The organism is Streptomyces sp. NBC_00663, from assembly GCF_036226885.1.
Classification (GTDB): domain Bacteria; phylum Actinomycetota; class Actinomycetes; order Streptomycetales; family Streptomycetaceae; genus Streptomyces.
This window is the reverse complement of sequence record NZ_CP109027.1, coordinates 1,093,722-1,116,126: the sequence shown is the minus strand read 5'-3', so window position 1 is coordinate 1,116,126 and position 22,405 is coordinate 1,093,722. Positions and strand designations below refer to the sequence as shown.

The window sequence follows — 22,405 nt, the reverse complement described above, 5'->3', positions numbered from 1 at the left end:
CAGGGAGACGTACGACCATGACAGCCCCGGAGACCGAGAGCCTCCGCGTCCCCACCCCGCGGCGACCACCCGTGCTGCGCGGCCAGGCGTCCGTCGTCGCCGTCGTCGCGCTCGGCGGCGCCCTCGGGGCGACGGCCCGCTACGCGCTCTCCCTGTGGTGGCCCCTCCAGCCGGGCGGTTTCCCCTGGGCGACCTTCTGGACCAACGTCGTCGGCTGCGCGGTCATAGGCGTGTTCATGGTGGTCATCACCGACATATGGGCGGCCCACCGCCTGGTCCGCCCGTTCTTCGGCACCGGTGTCCTCGGCGGCTTCACCACCTTCTCCACGTACGCCGTCGACATCCGGAACCTGGTCGACTACGGCCACCCCGCCACGGGGCTGGCCTACCTCGCCGCGACCCTCTTCGCGGCGCTCACCGCGGTGTGGCTCGCCGCGACCACGACCCGCCGCGTCCTGAAGCGGAGGCAGCCATGACGAGGCTGACCGGCAGTGCCCTGCGTGTGACCGTGTTCGTCGGCGAGAACGACACCTGGCACCGCAAACCCCTCTACAGCGAGATCGTGCACCGCGCGCACGCGGCGGGCCTCGCCGGCGCCAGCGTCTTCCGCGGCATCGAGGGCTTCGGCGCCTCCTCCCTCATCCACACCACCCGGCTGCTGTCCCTGAGCGAGGACCTGCCCGTCGCGATCGTCATCGTCGACACCGAGGACCGGGTGCGCACCTTCCTGCCCCAGCTCGACGAACTCGTCTCGGAGGGGCTGGTGATCCTCGACGACTGCGAGGTCATCCGGTACGTCGGCCGGGACGCCGGTGACGACTCCGGCAAAACGGGCACGAAGGGTAAGAGGTCGTTGTGAACTGGCTGCTGGTCGTCGCGGGCGCCATGGTCGGCGCCCCCTTGCGCTATCTCACCGACCGGACCGTCCAGTCCCGCCACGACTCGGTCTTCCCCTGGGGCACCTTCACGGTCAACGTCATCGGCTGTCTGGTCCTGGGCCTGGTCACCGGAGCGGCGGGACCGGACCTGCGGCTCCTGCTCGGCGCGGGCCTGTGCGGGGCTCTGACCACCTACTCGACGTTCTCCTACGAGACCCTGCGGCTGGCCGAGACGGGAGCGGGGCTCCTTGCCCTCGTCAACGTCGGCGCGAGCCTGGCCGCCGGTCTGGGGGCGGCCTTCGTGGGCGTGGAGCTTGCCCAGGCGGTGTAAAACTGTGCCCGCCTTGTCTCGTCCTCCCCGCCGGAAGAACTGGATCCCATGAGCGTCATCAGCGTCGGTCAGGCCGTCGTCCTCGGAGCCGTCGAGGGGGTGACCGAGTTCCTGCCCGTCTCCTCCACCGGTCATCTGAAGATCACCGAGGGGCTCATGCACATCCCGGTCGACGACGACGCCGTCGTCGGGTTCTCGGCCGTCATCCAGGTCGGCGCGATCGCCGCCGTGCTCGTGTACTTCCGCAAGGACATCGTGCGGATCGTCTCCGCCTGGTTCCGCGGACTGCGCGACAAGGAGGAGCGGTACCACCACGACTACAAGTTCGCCTGGTGGGTCATCTACGCGACCATCCCGATCGTCGCGGTGGGACTCGCCGCCAAGCCGCTCATCGAGGGGCCGCTCGCCTCGCTGTGGGTGGTCGCGGGCTCCCTGCTCGTCGGCAGCGGTGTGATGTGGGCGGCGGACCAGATGGGCCGCCACAAGCGCGGGGAGGACGACACCACGCTCAAGGACGCGATGCTCGTCGGCAGCTCCCAGATCCTCGCCCTGCTCTTCCCCGGCTTCTCCCGCTCCGGCGCGACCATGTCCACGGCGCTCATGCTCGACCTCGACCGCGTCGCCGCCACCCGGCTGTCGTTCTTCCTCGGCATCCCCGCGCTGACCGGCGCCGGCATCTACGAGCTCAAGGACGCGCTCGGCACCGGCGCGGGCGCCGCCCCGCTGGCGGTCGGCACGGCCGTCTCCTTCGCCGTCGCCTACGCCTCTATCGCCTGGCTGCTGAAGTTCGTCGCCAAGCACTCCTTCAACGCCTTCGTGATCTACCGGCTCGTCGTCGGAGTCCTGCTCTTCGGCCTGCTGGCCACCGGCGTCCTGGACAGCTGACCGGCCCGAACGGGGCGTGAGTCGGCATTCACCTCTCACGCCCCGTGAAAATCTCCTTTCAGGCACCTTGACAGCACCCTCCCGCCGCCCGGAGTATCTCTCCCGTGAACCTGTCAGACAGCCGGACAGCCGGACAGCCCCCGCGGCGCATCAGCGCCATGGAAGCGGTGCTGGCGCATCTGCGCGCGGCCATCGAGCGCGGTGACTACGCCATCGGCGACAAGCTCCCCTCCGAGGCCGAGCTCTGCCGCACCCTGGAGATCAGCCGTCCCGTGCTGCGCGAAGCCCTGCGGGCGTTGCAGACCATGGGGCTGACCGTCTCCAAGACCGGCAAGGGCACCTTCGTGGTCGCGAGCGCCGTGGAGGACCCGACCTTCGGCGACTACGCGGCCAGCGACCTGCTGGAGGTGCGCCGGCACGTCGAGATCCCCGTCGCCGGGTACGCGGCCCTGCGCCGCACCCCGGAGAACCTCGACCACCTGGCCCATCTGCTCGACCGCATGGAGCGGGAGACGGACACCACCGCGTGGGTCGCGATGGACACGCTGTTCCATCTGGCCGTCGCCGAGGCCGCCCAGAACCCGGTGTTCCGCCGGGTCATCGAGGAGATCCGGGACGCACTGGCGCGTCAGTCGGCCTTCCTCAACGAGCTGGGCGGACGCCGCGAGCAGTCCAACCGCGAGCACCGGGCGATCGTCGAGGCGCTGCTGGACGGTTCCGAACACGACGCGGTGGAGGCCATGTCCCACCACCTCGACCGCGTCGAGACCACCCTCACCGACATCGTGCGTCCCCCTGGCAAGGGCACGGACACCCCCACGGAAGGCGAACCCCAGGCGTGAGCGAGCAGTCCCTGCACGACGGCGTGCAGAAACGTTCCGGCCATGTCGACGCGGGAGACGAGGGATACAGCAAGTCCCTCAAGCACCGGCACGTCAACATGATCGCCATCGGCGGAGCCATCGGCACCGGCCTCTTCCTCGGCGCCGGCGGCCGCCTCGCCGACGCCGGCCCCTCGTTGTTCATCGCCTACGCGGTCTGCGGAATCTTCGCCTTCCTCGTGGTCCGCGCCCTCGGTGAACTCGTCCTGTACCGCCCCTCCTCCGGCGCCTTCGTGTCGTACGCCCGGGAGTTCCTCGGCGAGAAGGGCGCGTACATCGCGGGCTGGATGTACTTCCTGAACTGGGCCACCACCGGTATCGCCGACATCACCGCCGTGGCCGTCTACACCCACTACTGGGGCATGTTCTCCGACATCCCGCAGTGGGTGATCGCGCTCGTCGCGCTCGCCGTCGTCCTCACTGTGAACCTCATCTCGGTGAAGATGTTCGGCGAGATGGAGTTCTGGTTCGCCATCGTCAAGGTGGGCGCGCTCGTGGCGTTCATGCTGATCGGCATCTTCCTGCTGGTCACCCAGCACGAGGTCGGCGACACCACCCCAGGGCCGGCCCTGATCACCGACAACGGCGGCGTCTTCCCCAACGGCCTGCTGCCCATGCTGCTGATCCTCCAGGGCGTCGTCTTCGCCTACGCCTCGGTGGAGCTGGTGGGCGTCGCGGCCGGTGAGACCGAGAACCCCGAGAAGATCATGCCGAAGGCGATCAACTCGATCATGTGGCGCGTCGGCCTGTTCTACGTCGGCTCGGTCGTCCTGCTCTCGATGCTGCTGCCCTGGAACAAGTACACCGGCGGCCAGAGCCCGTTCGTGACCGTGCTCTCCAACATCGGCATCCCGGCGGCCGGCGGCGTGATGAACCTCGTCGTCCTCACCGCGGCCATGTCCTCGCTCAACTCCGGCCTGTACTCCACCGGCCGCATCCTGCGCTCCATGGCCAAGTCCGGCTCCGCGCCGAAGTTCACCGGCGTCATGAGCCGCAGCCAGGTCCCCTACGGCGGCATCCTGCTCACCAGCGGCATCTGCGTCCTCGGCGTCGGCCTCAACTTCGTGGTCCCCGCCGACGCGTTCGAGATCGTGCTCAACTTCGCCGCGATCGGGATCCTGTCCACCTGGGGCATGATCATGGTCTGTCACCTGCTCTTCTGGCAGAAGACCGAGAGGGGCGAACTGACCCGCCCCGGCTACCGACTGCCGGGATCCCCCTGGACCGAACTCGTCACGCTGGCGTTCCTCGCCTCCGTGCTGGTTCTCATGTACGCCGACGGCGGTGTCGGACGCACCACCGTGCTGTGCCTGCCGCTGATCGTCGGGGCGCTGGTCGCCGGCTGGTACGCCGTCCGCGGCCGGGTCGCCCGGACGGCGACCGAGACCCGATCCACCGGCGCGGACACGTGATCACTCACATGAGCGCCGGGACCCATCCCACCGGTGCGGGCGCGTGACCCTTCACGTGACCGCCGATACCCCCTCCACCGGCGACCGCGCGTGATCCGCGTGGCGCTACCCGAGAAGGCAGTTATGTTCAGCAGTTCCGTCGCGGACGCACCCCTGATCCGCGAGCCCCTCCACGCTCCCGTCGCCCACCTGATACGCGGCGGGGTCGTGGAGGGCATCCACTACGGTTCCGTCGTCGTCCTCGGCGCCGAAGGCCGCGTCGGGTTCCAGCTCGGCGACATCGAGGCCGCGTTCTATCCGCGCTCGGCGCTCAAGCCGGTGCAGGCGGTCGCCATGGTGCGGGCGGGGTTGCCGCTCGACGGCGAGCTGCTCTCGCTGGCTGCCGCGAGCCATTCCGGCGAGGAGCGGCATCTTGCCGGGACGCGGCGGATCCTTGAGCTGGCCGGGGTCTCCGAGGACGCCCTGCGCAACGTTCCCGACATGCCGTTCGATCCGGGCGTGCGGGACGACTGGGTGCGGGAGGGGCGTGCGGCCTCGCGGCTGGCCCAGAACTGCTCCGGCAAGCATGCGGCGATGCTGTACACGTGCGTGCTCAACGGGTGGCCTCTTGAGGGGTATCTGGATCCCTCGCATCCGTTGCAGATCGCGATCGCCGAGGTCGTCGAGGAGCTCACGGGGCAGCGGATCGCGCGCGTGACGGTCGACGGGTGCGGGGCTCCTCTGTTCTCCGTGTCCCTGAACGGGCTGGCCCGTGCCGTCTCGCGAATCGCCTCCGCGGGGGCTGGTACCGCCGAGGCCCGGGTTGCCGATGCGATGCGTGAGCATGCGGAGATGGCTTCCGGGGCCGGGCGGGATGTCGCCGCGCTGATGCGGGCCGTGCCGGGGCTGCTGGCCAAGGACGGGTTCGAGGGTGTTCAGGTCGCTGCTCTGCCGGACGGTCGGGCGGTGGCCGTGAAGATCGCGGACGGGGCCAATCGGGCGCGGATTCCTGTGGCCGCCGCCGCGTTGGCGTGGGCCGGGGTGTCCCCGGAGCTGCTCACCGAGTTTCAGGGCGAGGCGCTACTCGGGGGCGGAGAGCCGGTGGGGTGTGTGCGGCCGGTTCGTTCGCTGGAGCCCGTTGTGGTGTCGGCTTGCGCCTAGGGATGTTGCCTCGTTCGTCGAATCGCGACTGCGGGCCGGTTGTGGCCGGTCGCGCAGTTCCCCCGCAGTTCCCCGCGCCCCTAGGGAAATGATCCCGTCCCCCTTCAGAAAGGGAACCGAACCTCATGACCTCCGTCGTCGCCCGTGCCGAACACGATCTGCTCGGGTACCGGGACGTTCCCGTCGATGCCTACTGGGGTGTGCACACGCTGCGGGCCACCGAGAACTTTCCCATCACCGGGACCCCCATCTCGGCCTATCCGCATCTCATCGACGCCCTTGCCGCCGTCAAGGAGGCCGCCGCTCTCGCCAACGAGGAGCTGGGGCTGCTGGAGCCCCGCAAGGCCGCCGCGATCGTCGAGGCGTGCCGGGAGATCCGGGACGGGAAGCTGCACGAGCAGTTCGTGGTCGACGTGATCCAGGGCGGGGCCGGCACCTCGACGAACATGAACGCCAACGAGGTGATCGCCAACCGGGCGTTGGAGCTGCTGGGGCACGCGAAGGGCGAGTACCAGCACCTGCACCCCAACGAGGACGTCAACCTGGGCCAGTCCACCAACGACGTCTACCCGACCGCCGTCAAGGTCGCGACGGTCTTCGCGGTGCGTGGACTGCTCAGGTCGATGGCTGTATTGCAGGACTCCTTCGCCCGTAAGGCGGTCGAGTTCCGTGACGTGCTCAAGATGGGCCGTACACAGTTGCAGGACGCGGTGCCGATGACGCTCGGTCAAGAGTTCTCCGCGTATGCCGTCATGATTGACGAGGACCGCAACCGTCTTGACGAGGCCGTCCAGTTGATCCATGAGATCAATCTGGGGGCCACTGCCATCGGGACCGGTCTCAATGCTCCCGCCGGGTACGCGGAGGCCGCGCGTCGCCATCTCTCCGCCCTCACCGGGCTGCCGCTCGTCACCGCCGCCAACCTGGTCGAAGCCACCCAGGACTGCGGGGCGTTCGTCCAGATGTCCGGTGTGCTGAAGCGGATCGCCGTCAAGCTCAGCAAGAGCTGCAACGACCTGCGGCTGCTGTCGTCGGGTCCGCGCGCGGGGCTCGGGGAGATCAACCTGCCGCCCGTGCAGGCCGGTTCGTCGATCATGCCCGGCAAGGTCAACCCGGTGATCCCCGAGGTCGTCAACCAGGTCGCCTTCGAGGTGATCGGCAACGACGTCGCCATCACCATGGCCGCCGAGGCCGGACAGCTCCAGCTGAACGCCTTCGAGCCGATCATCCTGCACTCCCTGTCGGAGAGCATCACGCACCTGGGCGCCGCCTGCCGCACCCTCGCCGAGCGCTGCGTCGACGGCATCACCGCCAACACCGAGAAACTGCGCGCGAGCGTCGAGAACTCCATCGGCCTGGTGACCGCCCTCAACCCGCACATCGGGTACGAGGCCGCCACCGACATCGCCAAGGAGGCGCTCGTCACCGGCCGCGGGGTCGCCGAACTGGTCCTGGAGAAGCGGCTGTTGCCCGCCGAGACCCTCGCCGACCTGCTGCGGCCCGAGGTCGTCGCCGGGAGCGGGCAGGCGCTGGCCTGACCTGGCCCAGGTGACGGATGCGCGTGCGGACCGGCCCGGAGGCACAATGGTGATCATGAGTTCGTCCATGACCTTCGAGCCGGTCCTGGAGCGTATCGCCGAGGAGATCGAGCGGACGCCGGGCCGGGGCCGCCCCGCCGACTACATCCCGGCGCTCGCGGCCTGCGACCCGCGCCGCTTCGGCATGGCCGTCGCGGAGCCCGACGGCACGGTGTACGGCGTGGGGGACTGGCGGCAGCCGTTCTCCACGCAGTCCATCACCAAGGTCTTCACCCTCGCCCTCGACCTGGCCCGCGAGGGCGACGAACTCTGGGAGCACGTGGGCCGGGAGCCCTCCGGCAACCCCTTCAACTCCCTGGTCCAGCTGGAGTACGAGAACGGCATCCCGCGCAACCCGTTCATCAACGCCGGCGCCCTCGTCGTCACCGACCGGCTGCTCACCCGTACCGGGGACGCGGCCGGCGAACTGCTCGCCTTCCTCCGCGCAGAGAGCGGCAACCCGGCGCTGGAGTTCGACGAGGAGGTCGCCGCCTCCGAGTCGGCCCACGGCGACCGCAACGCCGCCCTCGCCCACTTCATGGCGTCGTACGGCAACATCGACAACCCCGTGCCCGGCCTGCTCGACCAGTACTTCCGGCAGTGCTCCCTCCTGGCCTCCTGCGCCGACCTGGCCCTCGCGACGAGCTTCCTGGCCCGCCACGGCATCCGCGCCGACGGCACCCGGCTGCTCACCCGCAGCCAGGCCAAGCAGGTCAACGCCGTGATGCTGACCTGCGGGACGTACGACGCGGCGGGCGACTTCGCCTACCGGGTCGGCCTGCCGGGCAAGAGCGGAGTCGGCGGCGGCATCATCGCGGTGGTGCCGGGGCGGTGCACGCTGTGCGTATGGAGCCCCGGGCTCGACGAGCGCGGCAACTCGGTGGCGGGAGTGGCGGCACTGGACCGGTTCACGACGTTGACGGGCTTGTCGGTGTTCTGAGAACGGGGAGGTGACCTACCTGAGGGGCGCGGGGCCGTATCGATGTGCGGCTACCGCCGCGCGGGCGCGACCAGCCCCCACAGACCCGCACCCGACAATCGACCGCCACGGCCCCGTCAATTTCCGGCCACCTAAGAGCGAAACGCTCCCCACGTGGTCGACCTACGCCGCTGCCGAATACTCGGCCTGGCCGGAACCACCGTCCTGGCGGCAGGCGGTGAAACGGCCGGCGCCCTCCCCGTAAGGGACCTCCTCGGCCCAGCCTCCGTGCACACGGCCGTCGGCCTCATCGGCGTCTACTTCGGCGTCGTCCTGCTCATAGCGGCCTGGGCACTCCTGGGCCGCCTGATCCGGACCCACGAGCCCCCCACCCCACGCGACCTGCTCCTCGTCCTCGCCCTCTGGGCAACCCCCCTCCTCCTCGCCCCACCCCTCTTCAGCCGCGACGTCTACAGCTACCTCGCCCAGGGCGCGATGGTCGACGCGCACATGGACGTGTACACCCACGGCCCCGCCCAACTCGGCGGCCCGCTCGCCGACGAGGTCGCCCCCATCTGGCAGCACACCGCCGCACCGTACGGCCCGGTCTTCCTCGCCGTGGCCTCGGCGCTCGCCGGGCTGACCCGTGGCGAACTCCCCGCCGGCCTCTTCGGCATGCGGCTCGTGGCGCTGTGCGGGGTGGCCCTGATGGCCGCCGCGCTGCCCAGGCTCGCCCGGCACAGCGGCGCCGACCCGGCCGCCGCGCTCTGGCTGGGCGCCCTCAACCCGCTGGTGCTGCTGCACCTGGTCGCGGGCGCCCACAACGACGCGATCATGCTCGGCCTGCTCGGTGCGGGCCTGGTCGCGGCCCTCGGCCGTTGGCCGGTCGTCGGCGCCGTGCTCGTCACCCTCGCCGCGCTGGTCAAGGCGCCCGCCGTCCTCGGGCTCGCCGCGGTCGTGGTTCTTCAACTGCGTACCGGCCGCCGCCCGGCGCAGGCCGTCCTGACCACCGTTCTCGCCGCCGCGGCCACCACGGTCGCCGCGACCGCCCTGGCGGGGACGGGGTACGGCTGGATACGCGCTCTCGACACGCCCGTCTCCCCGCAGAACTGGGCCCTCACCAGCCTCCTGGGCCGTGCCACCGGCGCTCTGCTGGAACGCCTCGGCAGCGATCTGGCACCCCTGGCCGTACCGGCCTGGCACGCGCTCGGACTCGCGCTCACCACGGTCCTCGTCGCGGCCATCTGGTGGCGGCTACGACCCCGCCCCGTGTACGCGCTGGGACTGAGCCTCGCCGCGGTGGCCGCCTTCGGCCCGGCGATCCGCCCCTGGTACGCCCTGTGGGGCCTGTTCCTGATCGCCGCCGCGGCCCCCACGACCTCGGTACGGCATCGGGTGGCGGCCGTGACCGGCGCCCTCGCGCTCGCCACCCTGCCCAGCGGCGGCCCGGCCGACGCGGGACAGCTGGTGCTCGCCGTCTCCGGAGGCGTGCTCGCCGTGGTCGTCCTGTGGCAGGCCCACCAGGCGGACCGGGCTCCGGCGTGGGGTCGTACGGCATGAACCCGCCCCGCACCGACCGCGGCCGACTGTTGCTGCTCCTCGCGCTCGCCACCGCCGTCACCGCGTTCACCGCGACCGTGCCGCTGCTGCGCGACTGGTTCGACCTGCGGGTCTACTACGGCACCGTCGACAGCTGGATCCATCACGGCGGACGCATCTACGACTACCGGGTCCCCGGCACGACGTACGGCTTCACCTACCCGCCCTTCGCCGCCGTCGCGATGCTGCCGATGGCGCTGCTCCCGCTGTCCGCCGCGATCGCGGGGTCCGTGCTGCTCAACGCGGCGGCGCTGGCGTGGATCGGGCGGATCCTGACCGGACGGCGGCTCAGCCGGTTCGGCTGGTACGGCGCCGGTCTCGCCGTCTGCGGGCTCGCGCTGTTCGAACCGGTGCGGGACACGTTCAGCTTCGGGCAGGTCAACCTTCTGCTGCTGGCGCTGGTGCTGACCGACGCCTGGCTGCTGGCGACCGGCCGGGGGAGCCGGGCGGGGTGGGGCATCGGCCTTGCGGCGGCCGTCAAGCTGACCCCGGCCCTGTTCATCGGGCTCCTGCTGCTGGCCGGGCGCCGCCGGGCCGCCGCCGTAGCGACGGCCGTGGCCACAGGCGCCACCGCGCTGGCGGTCTGGGTGGCCCCGGACGCCTCCCGCTTCTACTGGACGCGGGCGATGTGGGACACGACGAGGGTGGGCCGCCTGGACTATGTCTCCAACCAGTCGCTGCAAGGGATTCTGGCGCGCCTCGGGGAGACGGACCGGGCGGCCTGGGCGGTGGCGGTCCTGCTGGTCCTGGGCGTCTGGGCGGTCCGTGCGCGCGGGGCGGCTGACGCGGGCGAGTGGACGGCGGCCTTCGCCCTCACCGGCCTGACCGCGTGTCTGATCAGTCCGATCACCTGGGTGCACCATCTGGTGTGGCTGCTGCCGGCCCTCGCCGTGCTGGTCCGCGCCGGGCACCCGCGCGTGGCGGGCGCCCTGTACGCGGTGCTGTGCACCAGTGTGGTGTGGCTGTGGTTCGACGACGCGTCGGGCGTCGACGGGTTCCTCGGCAGCAACACGTACACCTGGATCACGCTCGGTCTGCTGCTGTGGCTGCCGACCGGTCAGCCGCGTGCGGCCCGGTTCCGCCTGCCGCGCAGGGCGAAGGCGACGACGGCCGCGCCGAGTGTGGACGAGCCCACGACCAGCCCGGCCCGCGTCCAGCCGGGCTCGTTGTCCGGCACGGGTGCGACGGCCGCGGGGAGTGCGGCCGGTCCGGGGCGCGGCCTGACGCGCAGGGCGTCCAGCGAGCCCACCGCGGCGACGTGCCCGGCCGCGCCGAACCCCCAGTCGAGCAGCTCCCGCGCCTCCTCGTACACGGCGAAGCCGCCGCCCGCCTGAGGGTTCATGACGGTGACGACGAGGGTGCGCCCGCCCCGCTTCGCTGCGGCGACCAGGGTGTTCCCGGCATTGCTGGTGTAGCCGTTCTTGATCCCGATCAGCCCGTTGTACGGTTCCACGCCGTCGGCGCCGGTGAGCAGGCGGTTGGTGTTCTGGATGGCGTACGACCATCCGCCGCCCCCGGGGAACTCGGCCACGGCCGTGCGGCAGTACCGCGCGAAGTCGGGGTTGTGCAGCCCCGCCCGCCCGAAAACGGCGAGGTCATAGGCGGACGAGACCTGGCCCGGCGTGTCGTACCCGTCGGGGGAGCGCACATGCGTGTCGAGGGCGCCCAGCGCGCGGGCCTTGGCCTGCATCCGGGTGGCCGTGGAGCGCCAGCCGCCGCTGAGTCCGGCCAGGACGTGCACGGCGTCGTTGCCGGAGTTGAGGAAGACCCCGCGCCACAGGTCGGCGACCTTGTACGTCTGTCCCTCGCGCACCCCGACCAGACTGCTGCCGTCGCCGACGTCCGCCAGTTCGTCGTCGCCGACCCGGTGCCGGATCCCTCCGGGCAGCAGGGGCAGCACCGTCAGCGCGAACAGCGTCTTGAGCGTGCTGGCCGGCGGCAGCCTGCGATGCGCGTCGTGCGCCGCGAGCACCTCCCCGCTGTCGGCGTCGGCCACGACCCAGGAGAGCGCGGAGACGTCCGGGACGCGCGGTGCCTCCATGAGCGGCCGCACCTGGGTGCCGGACCGGTACAGCAGCCGCGGCTGCGGGGCGGAGGCCTGTTGCCCGCCGGGTGCGTCGGGGTCGGAGCCGGTGGACGCGACGGCCGAGGCGGGGGCGAGCACGAGCAGACTCGCCGTGCACAGCGCACAGGCCGACACCACAGTCCGGGAAGGAAATCTGATGGTCATACCGCAAACGTAGAAACGGACCCGCCGTCTACGGCGCTGCCCGGGCCGGGGCGAGGCGCGCGAGCACCCGGACGGGGGATGAACCGGCGGGGCGTCAGGCGCCCGTCCATCGGTCGGGCCGGCCGGACCGGTCGACGGTGCGTCAGACCGTGGGCAGCGTCGGCTGGATGCGGTGCAGGAACGTCGCGTTGTCCGGGGTCTCGCGCATGCGGGCCAGCAGCGTCTCCAGGCCGTCCTTGTTCTGAAGGGCCCGGCGCAGGCCGCGTACGGCGGTCAACTCGGCCGGGGGCAGGAGGAGTTCCTCGCGGCGGGTGCCGGAGGGATTGACGGCCACGGCCGGGAAGACACGGCGGGCGGCGAGTTCGCGGTCGAGGCGGAGCTCCATGTTGCCGGTGCTCTTGAGCTCCTCGAAGAAGAAGTCGTCGGCCCGGGAACCGGTCTCCACCAGGGCGGTGGCCAGGATGGTGAGCGAGCCGCCCTCCTCGGCCGTCCGGGCGGCGCCGAAGAAGCGCTTCGGGCCGATCAGCGCGGTCGCGTCCACACCACCGCTGAGCGTGCGGCCCCCGGCGGCGGCCGCGTTGTTGTGCGCCCGGCACAGCCGGGTCAGGGAGTCGAGCAGGATCACGACGTCCTCGCCCGCCTCGACGAGCCGCTTGGCCCGCTCGATGACGAGCTCGGCGAGCGCGATGTGCTGCCTGGGCGTCCGGTCGAAGGTGGAGGCGTACACCTCACCGCGCACGGAGCGCCGCATGTCGGTGACCTCCTCCGGCCGCTCGTCGAGGAGCACCACCATGAGACGGCACTCGGGGTGGTTGCCGGCGACGGCCGCCGCGATCTGCTGGAGCAGCACCGTCTTGCCGGTCTTCGGCGGCGCCACGATCAGCCCGCGCTGTCCCTTGCCCACGGGGGCGAGCAGATCGGTGACGCGGCCGGTCAGGCCGGACGCGGGGTGTTCGAGGCGGATGCGCTCGCGCGGGTGAAGCGGTGTCAGGTCGCCGAAGCGGCGACGGTTCTTGTCGGGGGTGCGGCCGTTGACCCGGGCGACCTCGGTGAGGGCGCGCTGGGTGCCGCGCACACCGTCGACGAGGTCGCCCTTGCGCAGGCCGTGGCGGCGGATCAGCGTGGGGGAGACCTGAAGGTCGGTGGGCTGGGACAGCAGGTCGGCGGAGCGCAGATGGCCCTTGCCGCTCGCGTCGATGTCGAGGACGCCGGTGACGGCGCGGACCGGGGGTTCCTGCTGCTGGACCGGGGGGTGTTCGAGAGTGGTGGTCATGGTGGTGAGTCCTTTCACGGACGTACGGCATGAGGCATACGGAAGGGAGGGAGGCCGCGAACGAGAGGGAAGGCGGACACAGCGCCTTCGAGCGGCGGGGAAACCACACGGCGGATCTGTCGATCACGAGGATGTGGTGGAGAGAGGCCGGTACGACGACCGGCGAACTGTGGAGAGAACTGGCACCGGCGCCCACGACTGGGCGTACACAAGTGCTAGCAGGACCGTACCACGCCGGGTCAGCGGGTGGCGAGGAGTCCGTAGAGAAGGGGGATGCGCGGCTCGGGGAGACGCCACCAGCCGGACCCCGTGCGCTCCATCCGCGGCCAGCGCGGCCAGGGCAGCTCGTCGCTCTCGGTGAGGCGCCGGACGGTCAGTCCTGCTCCCACCAACGCGTTGAGGACCTCGCTTATTCCGTGCATCCACTCGTAACTGTCCGTGGCCCCCTCGACGGGCGGCCCGTCGGTGTACGTGTGTGTCGCGTCCCGGTGCACGGCTCCGCCGCCGCCCAGGTAGTCGTGACGCAGCAGCAGTTCGGGGCCTTCACCCGGGGCGGGCTTGGGGCCCAGGGAGTTGAGGAGGGGATGGAACTCGACGAGGTACAACCGCCCGCCGGGACGCAGGAGTCGGCTGACCACGCCCGCCCACCGTGCCAGGTCGGGCAGATAGCACAGCGCGCCCTTGCCGGTGTAGACGACGTCGAACCGCCGTCCGTCCAGGGCCTCCACGGCGTCGTACACATCGGCCTGGACATAGCCGACGTCGAGGCCCGCCTTCGCCGCGATGTCCCGTGCCGCCGCCACCGACGCCGCGGAGAAGTCGAGGCCGGTCGCGCGGGCACCGCGCTGGGCGAAGGCGAGCGTCTCCGTACCCAGATGGCACTGGAGATGGAGCACGTCGCGGCCGGAGAGGTCACCGAGGTCGTCCCACTCGAAGTCGGCGAACCAGCGGGCGGGGTCCAGATCCTCGTCGAGCCCGTAGAAGCGGCTGGCGAGATGGACGGGCGTGCGGGCGTCCCAGTTCGCCTGGTTGGCCCGCATGAACCGCGCGTGCTCCTCGGTGCTCATGACGTCATCCAACCCCCAACCGGCGGGGAACGGGGGGAAGAAGTCCGGATCGGCCGGGGTTGGCGTGGCCGTACGGCCCATGTCGACGAGAAACCGACGTTGCCGAGAGGGGCACGCGATGCGCGCACTGATCGTGGACCAGGAAGTACCCGGACGGCTGCGTCCGGGAGACGCGCCCGACCCGCAACCCGGGCCGGGCCAGGTGCTCGTGGAGGTGCGGCACACCTCCCTCAACGCCGCCGAGCTGTATTTCGCCGAGCACGGAGAGCCCGGTCAGGTGATCGGCTTCGACTCGGCCGGCGTCGTGGTGCGGGCCGCGGCCGACGGCGACGGGCCGGTGGTGGGAAGCCGGGTCGTGGGGTTCGGGGAGGGCGGCGGTTTCGCCGCGCTGCGCGCCCTGGACGTGGCCGACCTGGCCGTCGTCCCGGACGGCGTCGACCTCGGCGAGGCCGCCGCCCTGCCGGTCGCCGCGGGCACCGCCCTGCGCGCGCTGGAACAGGCGGGACCACTGCTCGGCCGCCGGGTCCTGGTCACCGGCGCGTCCGGCGGGGTGGGCGGCTTCGCGGTGCAGCTCGCGGCGCTCGGCGGGGCGTACGTCATCGGTGTGGCCGGGTCCGAGGACGGACGCCGGTGGGTGGGCGAGCTCGGGGCCGACGAGGCGGTGTCCGGCCCGGAACGGGTGACGCGGCCGGTCGACATCGTCATCGACACCGTGGGCGGCGCCCAACTGGTTACCGCCTATGGCCTGTTGGCGTCCGGCGGCACTCTCCAGAGCGTCGGCTGGGCATCCGGCGGGGAGGCCGCGCTGCCGGTCGGCTCCACCCTGGGCAGCCCCGCGCCCCGGTCGGTCGTGTCGGTCTACAACGGCGGCGGCCTCACCGACCGCCGCGCGCAGCTGGACCGCCTGCTCGCCCTGGTCGCCGCCGGCAAGCTCCGGGTGCCGGTCGGCTGGCGCGGCCCGTGGGACAAGGTCGCGGACGCCGTGGCCGCGTTGAGCGAGCGCCGGCTGCGGGGGAAGGCGGTGCTGGACGTGGGGTAGCCGGCCCGGCCCCGGGCGCAGTAGGCCGGTCCGCGCCCGGACCGGCCTACTGCGCCGCATACCAGCCATACGAACCCCCGATGGCGATTCGCCGACGCATTTCTTGTTCTGGCCAAACCCCCTCCCTACGCTGCCACCACCGCACTTCGGCGGGACGGAACAAGGGGCTTGAACAATCATGGGTCGACTGGCGGGAAAAATCGCCTTCATCAGCGGAACGGGAGCCGGAATCGGCCGCGCGGCCGCCCAGATATTCGCGGCTGAGGGCGCGCTGGTATTCGGCTGTGACATTGACGAGGACAGTGCGGCCGAAACCGTGGAAATGATCGAGAAGGCCGGGGGAGTCATGCGCTCCCTCGCCCCCGTCGACCTGTCCACCGAGGCCGGGGCCCGGGAGTGGATCGACGCCGGGATCGAGGCCTTCGGCGGGATCGACATCCTCTACAACAACGCCTCCGCGCTGCGGAACGGGCCGTTCGAGACGATGCCGGCCGACGACTGGTACTTCACCATCAGGAACGAGCTCGACATCCCGTACTTCTGCACGCGGGCGGCCTGGCCGCACCTGATCGCCCGCGGTGGCGGCGCCGTGCTCAACGTGGCGTCGGTGGCCGCCGTGCGCGGCGCCCCGTTCATGCCGATGGTGCCGCACGGCGCGGCCAAGGGCGGGGTGCTGGCGATGAGCAAGCACCTGTGCGCGGCCGGCGCCCCGCATCACATCCGCGTCAACACCATCGCCCCCGGCATGACCAGGACCTCGGCCACCGCTCCCTTCCTCGACGACCCGGACGGCCCGAGAGCCCAGCTGGAGGCGCGGATCCCGGTCGGCCGGGTCGGTGAGCCGGAGGACATCGCGCGGGCCGCCGTCTTCCTCTGCTCCGACGAGGCGGCCTTCGTCAACGGCGCGAACCTCATGGTCGACGGCGGCGACAGCGCCATGGCGGGCTGATGTGGACGTGCGCTTCGACCACGTGGGCGTCAACGTACGGGATCTCGACGCCCAAACCGCCTGGTACCAGGCCGCGTTCGGACTGAAGCCGGTCTTCGAGTTCCGTCTCGAAGGCCCCGGCCTCAGCGGTGTCGTCCTGGAACATCCGCACGGCTGGCGCCTCGAACTGCTGGCCCGCACGGGCTCCGCACCGGGCCTCAGGGCCCCCGACCCGATCACCGCCGTCCTCACCGAGGGATACGGCCACTTCGCGGTCACCACCCCTGAACTCGACCCCGTCCACGCGGCCCTGGTGGCCCATGGAGCGGGCGAGGCCGTCGCACCGGGACCGTCCCCCGAGCCCGGAGTGCGCATGGCCTGGGTCACCGACCCCGAGGGAAATCTCATCGAACTCATAGAGCGACGGAGTACGGAATGACAAGCGTGCTGAAAAGACTCGACAGGGGAACCCTCATAGCCTGCTGTCTGGCCGTGGCCGCCGCACAGCTGTGTATTACCGTGCCCTCGCCCATCAACGGCGAAATACAGGCCGCATTCGGCGCATCCGGTTCTCAGGTGGCGTGGGTGACGTCCGCCTTCATTCTGCCCACCGCGATTCTCGAGCTGAATTTCGGTGTGGTGGGCGATCTGTTCGGCCGTAAAAGGCTTCTGGTGCTCGGCGGATTCGTGCTCGCGCTCGGTGAGCTGCTGAACGCGACCTCCCAGAACATCGAGATGCTGTGGATCGGCCAGGCCCTGGCCGGTATCGGTGCCGCCGCGCTCTTCCCCAGCTCCCTCGCGGTGATCGCGGCCGCCACCCCGGACGAGAAGGACCGGGCGAAAGCCGTGTCCACCTGGGCGCTGAGCATCTCCCTCGCCTCGGCCGTCGGCCCGCTGTCCTCCGGTGTGCTCGCCACCGTCGCCGACTTCCGCTGGGCGTTCGTACCGCCGGTCGTCCTCGGACTGATCGTCGGCGTCTCCAGCTGGTTCCTGGTCACCGACTCCAAGGCCCCCGAGGGCCGCGCCCTGGACTGGCCCGGCCAGATCACCGTCGCCGTCGGACTGACCGCTCTGCTCTGGGGCATCATCGAGGGCGGCGAGCGCGGCTGGAGCAGCCCGGCGATCGTCGGCACCCTGTCCCTCGCCGCGGTGGCCCTGGCCGCCTTCGTCGTCGTGGAGAAGCGTGCCGACTCGCCCATGTTCAACTTCGACCTGCTGAAGATCCCGTCGTTCGCGGCGGCGGCCGTGGTGGCGCTGGCCGGCATGTTCGGCTTCATCGGCACCGCCTACTGCGTCTCCATCCGGCTCGGCGCCGTCATGCACCTCAGCGCGCTCAAGGCCGGCATGCCGTTCGTGATCCTTCAGCTCATCCCGCTGCTCCTCGCGCCCGTGCTGAGCAGGATGCTCACCCGGGTGGAGCCGCGCCTGCTGCTGGTCGGCGGACTGCTGCCGATGGCCGCCGGCCAGTTCTGGATCGCCGCCCTGCCCATCACCACCACGTCCCTGGCCGCCTTCATCGGCCCGGTGCTGCTGCTCGGCATCGGCTTCATCTGCGTGGTGTCCTCGCTGACCTCGGCCGCCGTCAACGCCGTACCGCTCAACATGACCGGCATGGCCTCCGGCGCGACCAGCCTGGTCCGTGAGTTCGGCCAGGGTCTCGGCCCCGCCGTGATCAGCACGGTCGCGATGAGCCTCGCGTCCTCCGCGCTGGTGGGCAAGCTGTCCGGCGCGGACGCGGGGATGGAGGCGGCCGCCGGTCCGCTCGCCGTCGTCAACGCCGGCAGCGACAGCGCCCGCGCCGCCGCCCAGGACGCCCTCGCCCACGGCATGGCCGTCGGCGTGGTCATCTGCGGCTGCGCCTCCCTGCTCGGCGCGGTGGTCACCCTGCTCCTGGTCCGCAAGAGCACCGCCCGCTCGACGGTCGACGCGGCGGTGCAGCCCGCGGCCGTCTGACCGACGGACAGCGAAAAGGGCCGGGGCGACAAGCCCCGGCCCTTTCCTGTGTCAGGCGCCCGGTGCGTCCAGCGCGTTCGTGATCGCCTTCACCCCGCCGTGCGCCGCGTACCCGCCGTCGACCGTGATCTCCGCGCCGTTCACGTACGACGACTCGTCCGACAGCAGATAGACCACCAGCGGCGCCACCTCGTCGGCCGTGCCGGGGCGTCCCTGCGGGGTCATCGCCAGATGGGCCTCGACGAACACCGGGTTCGCGGTGGCCATCAGGGGCGTCTCGATGTAGCCGGGGTGGATGACGTTCGTACGGATGCCGCGGGGCGCCAACTCCAGTGCCGCCACCTTGGAGAGGCCGCGCAGGGCCCACTTGCTGGCCGTGTAGGCGACCGCGTGGTGCGCGGTGAGTCCGGCCACCGAGCCGACGTTGACGATGGCGGAGCCCGGCGGCATCAGCGGGGTGAGGGCCTGGATGCCGAGCAGGGCGCCCGTGGTGTTGACCGCGAACGCCCTCTCCCAGTCGGCGAGTTCGACCTCGCCGAGGCGGGCCCGCATCGGGATGCCCGCGTTGTTCACCAGCCCGTGCACGACGTCGAGGCCGCCCCTGAGGGCGGCCCAGTCGTCCGGCGAGGACACGTCCAGATGCCGGTAGCGGACGTCGAGGCCGTCGGCGCGCAGGGACGCGGCGAGCTTCTCGCCCGTCTCGTCCAGGACGTCGGTCGCGACGACCGTGGCGCCCGCACGGGCGGCCGCCGTCACCTCCGCGGCTCCCTGGCCCTGTGCGGCTCCGGTGACGACGACGGTACGGCCCTGAAGACGCGTACGGCTCACGGCTCCTCCTGCGTTGGTTCGGGATGTCTCCCGTCCACGCTAGGAAGCGACGGGCAGCTCCGGAAACGCGTGTTCACCATGGCTGTCATCCGCGGCGGCGATCTCCTCCCCGAGCGAGGCGCCGATCCGCCGGACCGTCTCCCGCAGCCAGCGATGGGCCGGGTCGGAGTGCCGGTTGTGGTGCCAGTACATGGCCTCCACCAGCGGTACGTCCGGGAACGGCGTCGGTACGACGGCACAGCGCGCGAAGGACTCGTAGCGCCGGGCCAGCCGCTCGGGCACGAGGGTGACCAGATCGGTGCCGCCGACCAGGAATGGCAGCACATTGAAGCCGGGCGTGCTGACCTGCACCTTCGGCGTGATGCCGAGGGTCTCCAGCTGGCGGTCGGCGGGCGTCAGCTTGCCGATGGCGCACGCCGCGTGCGGCATCTCCGCCAGGTCGCGCAGGGTGAGCCGGCCGTTCACCAGCCGGGGATTGTCGGGGTCGACCAGACACACGAACCGGTCGTGCATCACGGTCTCGCTGACCCCCGGCAACTGGTAGCCGAGCGGCACGATCATCAGGTCCTGGCAGCGCAGATGCGTCTCGGTCTCCAGCTGTCCGACGACGATCGGGTGGAAGTCGATGCGGACCCCCGGCGCCTCCTCGGCGATGACCCGCAGCAAGGGCTCCACGAGCACCGTCATCACATAGTCGGACATCACCACGGAGAACCGCTGCCGACTGCGGGTCGGGTCGAAGTGCCTGGTCAGCGAGAGGGCCTCCTCCGCCTTGTGCAGAGAGGACTGCACGACGGGCAGCAGTCGCTCGGCCAGCGGGGTCAGCTCGTACTCGCGGCCCACCCGCACCAGCAGCTCGTCGTTGAAGTGCCGGCGCAGCCGGGCCAGCGAGCCGCTCATCGCGGACTGGCTGGTGGACAGGCGCACACCGGCGTGCGTGACGTTCTTCTCCTCCAGGAGTGCTTCCAGTGCCACCAGAAGATTGAGATCGATCGCTCCGAGTCCCACGGATGCCCCTTCCGGCCGCGTCTTTGAAGCCTGGTTCCGGAGCGTAGACAACGCTCCGCCCCCGAGGAAGAGCTCGGGGGCGAACTCACAGGGATGCGATAAGAACCATGTGAGCGGTGAATATGTGCAGGTCAGCCTCTGCCCTAGGGGCGAGGCGTCCGGCCGCGCTCACGGGCCCGTGGCAGATACACGTCGCGGCGGCCGGGCACGATCCGGTTGCGGAGCGTGCCCAGCCGCTCCACGGTCAGCGTCACCTCGTCGCCCGGCTTCAGGGGCGGCGGTGTGCGTTCGCCGAGGCGCCCCCAGAACTCCGCGAGCGCGCCCCAGCCACAGGTGCCCGAGCCCAGGATGTCCCCGGGGTGGACCCAGGCGTCCCGGGCGGCGTAGGCGACCATCTCCTCGAAGGTCCAGGACATGTGGGCGAGGCTGTCCCGGCCGATGAGCTCCCCGTTGAGCGTGACCGTCATCTCCAGGTCGAGGAACCCGTCGGCGTCCCGCCGGTCCGCCACCTCGTCGGCGGTGACCAGGTACGGGCCGAGCGTGTTGGCGAAGTCCTTGCCCTTGGAGAAGCCCAGCCCCAGGTTCTTCTCCGGCTTCTGGAGATCCCGCGCCGACCAGTCGTTGAAGACCAGGTAGCCCACGATGTGCTCCCGGGCCTGCTCCGGAGTGAGATCACGCCCACCGCGTCCGATCACCGCGCCGACCTCCAGCTCGAAGTCGAGCACCGAGCACCCGGCCGGGATCGGGACGTCGTCGTGCGGGCCGTACCCCGCGTGCGGGTTGGTGAAGTAGAACGCGGGCGCCCGGTACCACTCCTCGGGCACGTGCTCCAGCCCGTCCAGCGACTTCGACACACCCTCGATATGCGCCTCGAAGCCGACGAAGTCCCGGATGGACGGGGGCTTGAGGGGAGGCAGGAGCCGCACCTGATCCACGGTCAAGTCGCTGTGAGAATCGAGGGCTTCGGCCCCCGCCGTGTGCAGCGCGTCCGTCTCGATCAGCTCCAGCACGCTCACCGGCAGCGGATGGACGACCCCGTCCCGCACCACACCGGCGCGCTCCACGCCCTCGTACTCGTATGTCGCGAAACGCATCGCTCACTGCTCCCAGTGGTTGGTGTTGGTGACGGTCCCGGCGCTGAGACAGCCGGCGAAGAGCCCCTTCGGATCGCGTACGGCCCGGATCTCCTCAAGCCGCCGCCACTGGGCGTCGCCCATGAACCTCAACTGCCGCACGGTGAAGTCGGAGTCGCCGAGATACTGGCCCGCGGTCACCGGCTGCATGGCCGCCATCGCCCCGTCCAGCCAGGCGCGCAGCTCCGCGTCGCGCTCGGGCTCGTCGTGGACGACGTAGGTGGCGCAGTAGATCTCCGACTGCAAGGAGAAGGCCATGTCGGGGAGTTGGCGGAGCGGTGCCATGGAGAACCAGATGGTGAAGGTCTGCCGGGTGGGGTGCTCGGTGAACGCCCTGCGCATCGCCGGGACGACGTCCTCCGCCGGGCCGGTCAGCCAGGCGTTGTCGACGAGATAGCGGTGGCCCTCGGGGTTGGCGGTGCGCTGGCCGTCCAACTGCGCGGCGAATGTGGTGGGTTGGGCTTCGACGCGGAACAGCGCACGGTCCGCGTACGGGTTGGCGTGCAGCGGAGCGAGGGCCTTGGCGGCCTCCTCCGGGGTGTCCGTCATCGACACGCCCGTCACCAGCAGCACAGGCCCGTCCAGGTCGGGCGGGGTCTGGGTGAGGGCGACGATCTCGACCAGGTCGGAGACCGTGTGGTGCATGCCGTGCAGCCAGGTCATCACCTCGTCGAAGAGGTCCAGCGGATAGGCGTGCACGGTGTGGGCCAGATGCCCCGGCAGCGGGCGGGTGCGCAGATGGAAGCGGGTGACCACGCCGAAGAAGCCGGGTCCTGCGCCGCGGGCCGCCCAGTAGAGGTCGCTGTTCCGCGTCTCGTCGGCGCGCACCAGCTCACCCTCGGCGGTGACGACGTCGAGCGCGACGATGTTCTCCGCCGCCCAGCCCCAGCCGCGCGCGTTCCAGCCCTGCCCGCCCTGGAGCAGGAAACCGCCGATGCCGACGGAGGGGCAGTGTCCGCCGTTGAAGAAGCGGCCGAACTCGCCGAGGTACGGGTTGAGTTCGTCGCCGCCCTTGACGCTGGGCGTCGCCGTCACGAGCCCGGTCCTCGGGTCGTACGCCATCTCGCGGAAGTTGCCGAGGTCGATGAGCAGCGCGTTCCGGCGCACCGACCAGGCGGCCCAGCTGTGGCCGCCGGAGCGGACGGCGACCTGCCAGCCGCGTTCCAGGGCGAGTCGTACGCCCTCGACGACGTCCTGCTCGGTGTGTGCTTCGAGGACGGCGGCGGGCAGCCGGTCGGTGGGGCGGCGGCCGTTGAAGACGCGGCCGAGGCAGGCCTCCTCGAAGTCGGGGTCGTCGGGCAGATGGAGCGTCCCGGTGAACATG

Annotated in this window: 21 protein-coding genes and 1 pseudogene; 15 read left to right on the top strand and 7 right to left on the bottom strand. The window is 71.1% G+C overall.

Annotation, left to right across the window (positions count from 1 at the left end; genetic code table 11):
- The first annotated feature begins 17 nt into the window (after nt 1-17).
- The 11 genes from crcB (OG866_RS05215) to OG866_RS05165 all read left to right on the top strand — a co-directional run bounded on the left by crcB (OG866_RS05215) (nt 18) and on the right by OG866_RS05165 (nt 10,956).
- Entirely contained in the window at nt 18-476 is a 459-nt protein-coding gene (gene crcB, locus OG866_RS05215) for a fluoride efflux transporter CrcB (RefSeq protein WP_329332233.1), read from the top strand.
- Nucleotides 473-859 (top strand): DUF190 domain-containing protein, encoded by a 387-nt coding sequence (locus OG866_RS05210; RefSeq protein WP_329332232.1) that lies wholly within the window; start codon nt 473-475, stop codon nt 857-859. The genes crcB (OG866_RS05215) and OG866_RS05210 overlap by 4 nt, the downstream gene beginning before the upstream one ends.
- The gene (crcB, locus tag OG866_RS05205; protein ID WP_329332231.1) at nt 856-1,209 is read left to right on the top strand and encodes a fluoride efflux transporter CrcB; all 354 of its coding nucleotides are present in this window, start codon (nt 856-858) and stop codon (nt 1,207-1,209) included. The genes OG866_RS05210 and crcB (OG866_RS05205) overlap by 4 nt, the downstream gene beginning before the upstream one ends.
- Before the next feature lie 48 nt (nt 1,210-1,257).
- Complete coding sequence (locus OG866_RS05200; protein WP_329332230.1) at nt 1,258-2,094, top strand: undecaprenyl-diphosphate phosphatase; 837 nt, start codon at nt 1,258-1,260, stop codon at nt 2,092-2,094.
- A gap of 158 nt (nt 2,095-2,252) precedes the next feature.
- Entirely contained in the window at nt 2,253-2,936 is a 684-nt protein-coding gene (locus tag OG866_RS05195; RefSeq protein ID WP_329343924.1) for a FadR/GntR family transcriptional regulator, read from the top strand.
- Nucleotides 2,933-4,387 carry an amino acid permease gene (locus tag OG866_RS05190; RefSeq protein WP_329332229.1) on the top strand — a complete coding sequence of 485 codons (1,455 nt, stop codon included), beginning with the start codon at nt 2,933-2,935 and terminating at the stop codon, nt 4,385-4,387. Before OG866_RS05195 ends, OG866_RS05190 begins: the two co-directional genes overlap by 4 nt.
- 123 nt (nt 4,388-4,510) lie before the next feature.
- Nucleotides 4,511-5,527: an asparaginase gene (locus tag OG866_RS05185; protein ID WP_329332228.1), complete on the top strand. Its 1,017-nt coding sequence runs from the start codon at nt 4,511-4,513 to the stop codon at nt 5,525-5,527.
- A gap of 125 nt (nt 5,528-5,652) precedes the next feature.
- Entirely contained in the window at nt 5,653-7,065 is a 1,413-nt protein-coding gene (gene aspA / locus OG866_RS05180; RefSeq protein ID WP_329332227.1) for an aspartate ammonia-lyase, read from the top strand.
- A gap of 46 nt (nt 7,066-7,111) precedes the next feature.
- A complete protein-coding gene (locus tag OG866_RS05175) occupies nt 7,112-8,044 on the top strand; it encodes a glutaminase (RefSeq protein WP_329332226.1) in 933 nt (310 codons plus the stop codon).
- A gap of 153 nt (nt 8,045-8,197) precedes the next feature.
- Nucleotides 8,198-9,583 (top strand): polyprenol phosphomannose-dependent alpha 1,6 mannosyltransferase MptB, encoded by a 1,386-nt coding sequence (gene mptB, locus OG866_RS05170; RefSeq protein ID WP_329332225.1) that lies wholly within the window; start codon nt 8,198-8,200, stop codon nt 9,581-9,583.
- Nucleotides 9,580-10,956 carry a glycosyltransferase 87 family protein gene (locus OG866_RS05165; RefSeq protein ID WP_329332224.1) on the top strand — a complete coding sequence of 459 codons (1,377 nt, stop codon included), beginning with the start codon at nt 9,580-9,582 and terminating at the stop codon, nt 10,954-10,956. The genes mptB and OG866_RS05165 overlap by 4 nt, the downstream gene beginning before the upstream one ends.
- 59 nt (nt 10,957-11,015) lie before the next feature.
- Here the strand turns inward: OG866_RS05165 and OG866_RS05160 are convergent.
- The 3 genes and pseudogenes from OG866_RS05160 to OG866_RS05150 all read right to left on the bottom strand — a co-directional run.
- Nucleotides 11,016-11,663, bottom strand: a pseudogene (locus OG866_RS05160) (D-alanyl-D-alanine carboxypeptidase family protein); the annotation flags it as partial.
- 331 nt (nt 11,664-11,994) lie between these two features.
- Complete coding sequence (gene rho, locus OG866_RS05155; protein ID WP_329332223.1) at nt 11,995-13,125, bottom strand: transcription termination factor Rho; 1,131 nt, start codon at nt 13,123-13,125, stop codon at nt 11,995-11,997.
- A 239-nt stretch (nt 13,126-13,364) separates the two neighbouring features.
- Nucleotides 13,365-14,192 (bottom strand): class I SAM-dependent methyltransferase, encoded by an 828-nt coding sequence (locus tag OG866_RS05150; protein ID WP_329332222.1) that lies wholly within the window; start codon nt 14,190-14,192, stop codon nt 13,365-13,367.
- A gap of 118 nt (nt 14,193-14,310) precedes the next feature.
- Between OG866_RS05150 and OG866_RS05145 the strand changes: the two genes are divergently transcribed.
- From OG866_RS05145 to OG866_RS05130, 4 genes are all read left to right on the top strand, one after another.
- Nucleotides 14,311-15,231: a zinc-binding dehydrogenase gene (locus tag OG866_RS05145; protein WP_329332221.1), complete on the top strand. Its 921-nt coding sequence runs from the start codon at nt 14,311-14,313 to the stop codon at nt 15,229-15,231.
- A 178-nt stretch (nt 15,232-15,409) separates the two neighbouring features.
- Complete coding sequence (locus tag OG866_RS05140) at nt 15,410-16,180, top strand: SDR family NAD(P)-dependent oxidoreductase (protein ID WP_329332220.1); 771 nt, start codon at nt 15,410-15,412, stop codon at nt 16,178-16,180.
- Between the two features lie 7 nt (nt 16,181-16,187).
- Nucleotides 16,188-16,598 carry a VOC family protein gene (locus OG866_RS05135; RefSeq protein WP_329332219.1) on the top strand — a complete coding sequence of 137 codons (411 nt, stop codon included), beginning with the start codon at nt 16,188-16,190 and terminating at the stop codon, nt 16,596-16,598.
- Entirely contained in the window at nt 16,595-18,112 is a 1,518-nt protein-coding gene (locus OG866_RS05130) for an MFS transporter (protein ID WP_329332218.1), read from the top strand. The genes OG866_RS05135 and OG866_RS05130 overlap by 4 nt, the downstream gene beginning before the upstream one ends.
- A 51-nt stretch (nt 18,113-18,163) precedes the next feature.
- Here OG866_RS05130 and OG866_RS05125 read toward each other — a convergent pair whose 3' ends face one another.
- The 4 genes from OG866_RS05125 to OG866_RS05110 form a co-directional block, all read right to left on the bottom strand.
- Nucleotides 18,164-18,940: an SDR family NAD(P)-dependent oxidoreductase gene (locus OG866_RS05125; RefSeq protein ID WP_329332217.1), complete on the bottom strand. Its 777-nt coding sequence runs from the start codon at nt 18,938-18,940 to the stop codon at nt 18,164-18,166.
- Nucleotides 18,941-18,979: 39 nt separating this feature from the next.
- A complete protein-coding gene (locus tag OG866_RS05120; protein WP_329332216.1) occupies nt 18,980-19,948 on the bottom strand; it encodes a LysR family transcriptional regulator in 969 nt (322 codons plus the stop codon).
- Between the two features lie 143 nt (nt 19,949-20,091).
- A complete protein-coding gene (locus OG866_RS05115) occupies nt 20,092-21,042 on the bottom strand; it encodes a fumarylacetoacetate hydrolase family protein (RefSeq protein WP_329332215.1) in 951 nt (316 codons plus the stop codon).
- Between the two features lie 3 nt (nt 21,043-21,045).
- On the bottom strand, nt 21,046-22,404 hold the full coding sequence (locus OG866_RS05110) for an FAD-binding oxidoreductase (RefSeq protein ID WP_329332214.1): 1,359 nt from the start codon (nt 22,402-22,404) through the stop codon (nt 21,046-21,048).
- Nucleotide 22,405: the final 1 nt, after the last annotated feature.

Excerpts from the sequence above, each read along its gene's own strand:
- crcB (WP_329332233.1), top strand. The coding sequence starts at position 18 with ATGACAGCCCCGGAGACCGAGAGCCTCCGCGTCCCCACCCCGCGGCGA.
- OG866_RS05210 (WP_329332232.1), top strand. The coding sequence starts at position 473 with ATGACGAGGCTGACCGGCAGTGCCCTGCGTGTGACCGTGTTCGTCGGC.
- OG866_RS05200 (WP_329332230.1), top strand. The coding sequence starts at position 1,258 with ATGAGCGTCATCAGCGTCGGTCAGGCCGTCGTCCTCGGAGCCGTCGAG.
- OG866_RS05195 (WP_329343924.1), top strand. The coding sequence starts at position 2,253 with ATGGAAGCGGTGCTGGCGCATCTGCGCGCGGCCATCGAGCGCGGTGAC.
- OG866_RS05185 (WP_329332228.1), top strand. The coding sequence starts at position 4,511 with ATGTTCAGCAGTTCCGTCGCGGACGCACCCCTGATCCGCGAGCCCCTC.
- aspA (WP_329332227.1), top strand. The coding sequence starts at position 5,653 with ATGACCTCCGTCGTCGCCCGTGCCGAACACGATCTGCTCGGGTACCGG.
- OG866_RS05175 (WP_329332226.1), top strand. The coding sequence starts at position 7,112 with ATGGTGATCATGAGTTCGTCCATGACCTTCGAGCCGGTCCTGGAGCGT.
- OG866_RS05165 (WP_329332224.1), top strand. The coding sequence starts at position 9,580 with ATGAACCCGCCCCGCACCGACCGCGGCCGACTGTTGCTGCTCCTCGCG.
- rho (WP_329332223.1), bottom strand. The coding sequence starts at position 13,125 with ATGACCACCACTCTCGAACACCCCCCGGTCCAGCAGCAGGAACCCCCG.
- OG866_RS05150 (WP_329332222.1), bottom strand. The coding sequence starts at position 14,192 with ATGAGCACCGAGGAGCACGCGCGGTTCATGCGGGCCAACCAGGCGAAC.
- OG866_RS05145 (WP_329332221.1), top strand. The coding sequence starts at position 14,311 with ATGCGCGCACTGATCGTGGACCAGGAAGTACCCGGACGGCTGCGTCCG.
- OG866_RS05140 (WP_329332220.1), top strand. The coding sequence starts at position 15,410 with ATGGGTCGACTGGCGGGAAAAATCGCCTTCATCAGCGGAACGGGAGCC.
- OG866_RS05130 (WP_329332218.1), top strand. The coding sequence starts at position 16,595 with ATGACAAGCGTGCTGAAAAGACTCGACAGGGGAACCCTCATAGCCTGC.
- OG866_RS05115 (WP_329332215.1), bottom strand. The coding sequence starts at position 21,042 with ATGCGTTTCGCGACATACGAGTACGAGGGCGTGGAGCGCGCCGGTGTG.
- OG866_RS05110 (WP_329332214.1), bottom strand. The coding sequence starts at position 22,404 with ATGTTCACCGGGACGCTCCATCTGCCCGACGACCCCGACTTCGAGGAG.